Below are 3976 nucleotides of genomic sequence, written 5' to 3' on the forward strand. Positions count from 1 at the left end.
CCCCTTAAATAATTTGATGCCATCTGTATCACCTAACATTGGGTCTGATGCTCTCTCTGGATGAGGCATCATTCCCAACACATTACCTTGACGGTTACAAATCCCAGCAATATTATTAAGAGAACCATTAGGATTAGCTACTTGACTAATTTCATCATTCTCTGTGCAGTAACGAAATAAAATTTGACCATTATTGTCTAATTCTTGCAACGTTTCTGTATCAGCATAGTAACGACCTTCACCATGAGCTATTGGTAAACGAATCACTTCTCCTTTTTGATAATCAGAAGTCCAAGGAGTATCAGAGTTTTCTACTTTGACCGGAACTCGATCGCAAATAAAATTTAATTGCTGATTTCTGATTAATGCTCCTGGCAATAGTCCTATTTCTGTCAATATTTGGAAACCATTACAGATGCCTAAGACTAACTTACCTTTTTGGGCATGAGCAACTGTTGCTGCCATGACTGGAGAAAAACGAGCGATCGCCCCGCATCTAAGATAGTCCCCATAACTGAAACCTCCAGGGACAACTATTACATCTAGACCGGAAATATCTTCTTCTTGATGCCAAACCATGCGAGTTGGTTGACCTAATAAACTTTGAGTTATCCAAGCTACATCTCGATCGCAGTTGGAACCAGGAAACACAATAATACCAAATTTCATATTAATTTAATTTCAATTATCGTTTCTATGCTCTGAAGGTGTGTTATTGCAGATTTTTCACAGAGTACTATACACTAGCAACTAGATCTAAGACTGCTTCATAAAACTGATATAAAACGTCACATAGCGTGATATTTTAATGTTTATTTCCTGCTTTCCTACGGAATGCTACGCAAACCACCGGAACTGTCGGCAGCACTCCGTCCACAGGCATTCACGGTCAAGCCGACCGCATCTCTTAAATTAATTGAGGCATTTAAGTCTCGGTCAATTGATAAACCGCATTCTGGGCAGTCATAAGTTCTGATATTCACTCGTCATATCCTGTACATGACCACAATTAGAGCAAGTCGAGCGAAGACGGAAAAAATCTATCAACTACTACTAATTCACAGTCGTACCATTGACACTTGTATTCTAGCTCCACTATCACAAGTCATGTCCACAGTTTCACATAAAACTTATATCATGTCCAGATAATTAGTGAGCAAAAAATTTTCTCCTTCTTTTCTTCTTTCTTCCCTTTTCTTCCCTCCTCAATTCTGAATTCTGAGTAGTTTATTTATAACTATTCAACCGGACATGATATTACCATCTTCTTTGACAGTTTCCATTTAACATCTCCAAAAATCAAAAATCAAATCAATTATTATCCACAAATTATCAATTATTTCTCTCTGTTGCCTCTTTTCTGGAGATGTCTGTTAAATCAAAACGATAATTTTCAATGACAGGATTCGCTAATAGTCGATCACATATTAATTCTAATTGTTCCTTTGCTGTTGCTTCATCAGTTGCCTGAAGCATCAACTCAATATATTTACCAATTCTAATTTGTTCTACATTTTCATATCCCATCTGTGCCAACCCAGATTTAACAGCAGTACCGGCAGGATCTAAAACAGATGGTCTTAGGGTAACATATATATGTGCCTGATATTGTTTTGTCACGAGATTAAAAAATTTTAGATTTCAACGGAACACGTTAGATATTATCAGTTAAGTTCTGTTTATAGTTAAGCACACTGGCCATGAAATCCAATCGTACCCGGTCTCAAGAGCGTATTTTGAAGCTATTAAAAATCCAGAAGCGATCGCTATCTGCCCAGGATATTTATTCAGCGCTACGAGAATGTGACCAACCTCTGGGGTTAGCAACAGTCTATCGTTCTCTAGAAGCCCTCAAGCAAGAAGGTGTAGTGACTGTAAGATTTTTGGCCAATGGTGAATCTGTATATAGTTGCTTGCAGCAAGACCAACATCATCTGACCTGTGTAAAATGTGGGACTTCTATTCCTATTGATGAATGTCCTGTCCATAATTTAGAAAATAAATTACAGAAGTCCCACAGCTTTAAAATTTTTTATCACACTTTAGAGTTTTTTGGACTTTGTGACCGCTGCACTTTATAGCGCTGTGCGCAGGCAATAGGCAACAGCTCATCTGGCAAAAGGGGCAAATTGCCTATAATATCAGACTTTTAGCTATTGGGCATCTCCTGCAATTTGTAAATATACCAGCGCTCATTGCTATAATTTAAGATCTTTCTTAATTAAGGAATGGGGAATAGGGAATAGTAAGAAAAATATTTCCCTGTCTAAAGATAAATCTATGTCCTAACCGCTCTGGCTATTGCTATATTTCCATTTTTTACCTCAAAACCCCAAAACTTCTTTAACTATTAACTGAATTTTTGCCATCTGCCACAATGGAACGCATACCTTCTAAAGTTGCTGGAATATTACGGGGGTCCATGAACATAACTTTACTACTATCACTACTACCAATTTTCTGACCCATATCCAAATAGTTTTGAGCCAATAAAAATTGGAGAGCTTCTTTTGCATTGGGGTCTTTATGGAGGGTTTTAGTAATAATTTCTAATGCTTCTGAAGTTGCCTGAGCTTGTAATACTTGAGATTGACGTTCAGCTTGAGCTTTCAGAACAATTGCTTTTTGTTGTGCTTCTGCTTCTAAAATAGTTGCTTTTTGACGAGCTTCGGCATCAAGGACTTGTGATTCTGCTTTACCTCTGGCAGAGTTAATTGCAGAATCTCTTTCCCCTTCTGAGGTTAAAATTGCTGCCCGTTTTTGTCGTTCCGCAGTCATCTGTAATTCCATAGAATCTTGTACTGCTTTAGAAGGGCTAATATCTCGTAATTCTACCCTAGTTACTTTTACTCCCCAAGGGTCAGTAGCTATGTCTAATTCTCTGAGTAATACCTCATTAATTTCTGTGCGAGCTGTAAAGGTTTGGTCTAATTCTAATTTACCCATTTCTGCACGAATTTGAGTTAAAACTAGATTAGTCATTGCAGATTTGAGATTTTCTACTTTGTAGAAGGCTTTTTCCAAATCCATAATCCGCCAATAAACCACAGCATCTACACTAATTGCTACGTTATCTCTAGTAATACATGGCTGAGGTGGAATATCTAATACTTTTTCCCGAATAGTTTCTTGATAAGAAATTCTATCTAAAAATGGGATAACAAATTTTAAACCAGCATCTAATTTTCTGCCATTATATTTACCTAAAGTTTCTACTAAAGCTTCATTTCCTTGATTAATAACTTTGACACTTCCAGCTAAACCTGAACCACCTAAAGCTAAAAAGACTAACAAAAAAAACTGTTCCATTTTTAATCTCCTAATTATCTAATTAGTTATTATTTCAATTGACTTTGGTTGTAAGCATTTAGCTGTCAGCTATCAGCTATCAGCCATTAATTTTTGGGAAGGTAAAAGCAACCTTTGAAATTAAGGAAAGAATAAAAAATTACTTTCAAAGTCCCCGGACTAAACCTGAGAAAATTATTCATTACCTATTGCTATTTGCGTAGCATTCCGCAGGAAATGCTTACCTTTACTTAGGGAGATAAACTGAAGAATTTAATAAGTTTTCTGGCAATACAAATAAAGTATTACCTTCACGTCTAACGACAATAACTTTTTCATGAGCAGCGATCGCCTCACTTTCATCGTCACATTTTGCCCGCCAAGAATTACCTTCATAAATTACTCGACCAGGCTGGCCTGGTAATATTTCTGTTAAAGTTTCTGCTTCCTGAGCATCTGCAATAGTAGCCACTGTATGATTGGGCAGCAGACGACGGAAGGCAAAAATAGAAGCTACAGAAAAAATCATCCACAAGGCCACTTGTACGCTAATACTAGGAATTAAGAGGGACACTCCTGCCACAACAAAGGCACTTAGTCCCATCATAAATTCAACAAAGGCTGTGGGTACGAAGAGTTCTAAAAAACAAAGAATTGCCCCAGCCAGTAACCAAAATATCGTTGGATT

6 protein-coding genes are annotated in these 3976 nt (G+C 37.1%); 1 reads left to right on the forward strand and 5 read right to left on the reverse strand.

Annotation, left to right across the window (positions count from 1 at the left end; all coding sequences use genetic code 11):
• From purQ to purS, 3 genes are all read right to left on the reverse strand, one after another.
• The coding region (gene purQ / locus AC3DU7_RS27550) for a phosphoribosylformylglycinamidine synthase subunit PurQ (RefSeq protein WP_488042452.1) at window positions 1-669 on the reverse strand (669 nt) is incomplete at its 3' end.
• A gap of 158 nt (window positions 670-827) precedes the next feature.
• Window positions 828-983, reverse strand: a complete 156-nt coding sequence (locus AC3DU7_RS27555) for a zinc ribbon domain-containing protein (protein ID WP_488042453.1) — start codon at window positions 981-983, stop codon at window positions 828-830.
• A 349-nt stretch (window positions 984-1332) separates the two neighbouring features.
• The gene (gene purS / locus AC3DU7_RS27560; protein ID WP_488042454.1) at window positions 1333-1620 is read right to left on the reverse strand and encodes a phosphoribosylformylglycinamidine synthase subunit PurS; all 288 of its coding nucleotides are present in this window, start codon (window positions 1618-1620) and stop codon (window positions 1333-1335) included.
• Between the two features lie 80 nt (window positions 1621-1700).
• Here purS and AC3DU7_RS27565 point away from each other — a divergent pair, with 80 nt between their 5' ends.
• Window positions 1701-2081 carry a Fur family transcriptional regulator gene (locus AC3DU7_RS27565; RefSeq protein ID WP_488042455.1) on the forward strand — a complete coding sequence of 127 codons (381 nt, stop codon included), beginning with the start codon at window positions 1701-1703 and terminating at the stop codon, window positions 2079-2081.
• A 262-nt stretch (window positions 2082-2343) separates the two neighbouring features.
• On the opposite strand, the gene AC3DU7_RS27570 is transcribed toward AC3DU7_RS27565, so the two are convergent.
• Window positions 2344-3309, reverse strand: a complete 966-nt coding sequence (locus AC3DU7_RS27570; RefSeq protein ID WP_488042456.1) for an SPFH domain-containing protein — start codon at window positions 3307-3309, stop codon at window positions 2344-2346.
• A gap of 226 nt (window positions 3310-3535) precedes the next feature.
• Window positions 3536-3976: NfeD family protein (locus AC3DU7_RS27575; RefSeq protein WP_488042457.1), on the reverse strand; the 441-nt coding region annotated here is incomplete at its 5' end.

This window comes from Okeania sp., from assembly GCF_983059655.1.

What these genes read in the sequence shown, in the direction of transcription:
- AC3DU7_RS27565 (WP_488042455.1), top strand. Translation starts at nt 1,701, where the DNA reads ATGAAATCCAATCGTACCCGGTCTCAAGAGCGTATTTTGAAGCTATTA.
- AC3DU7_RS27570 (WP_488042456.1), bottom strand. Translation starts at nt 3,309, where the DNA reads ATGGAACAGTTTTTTTTGTTAGTCTTTTTAGCTTTAGGTGGTTCAGGT.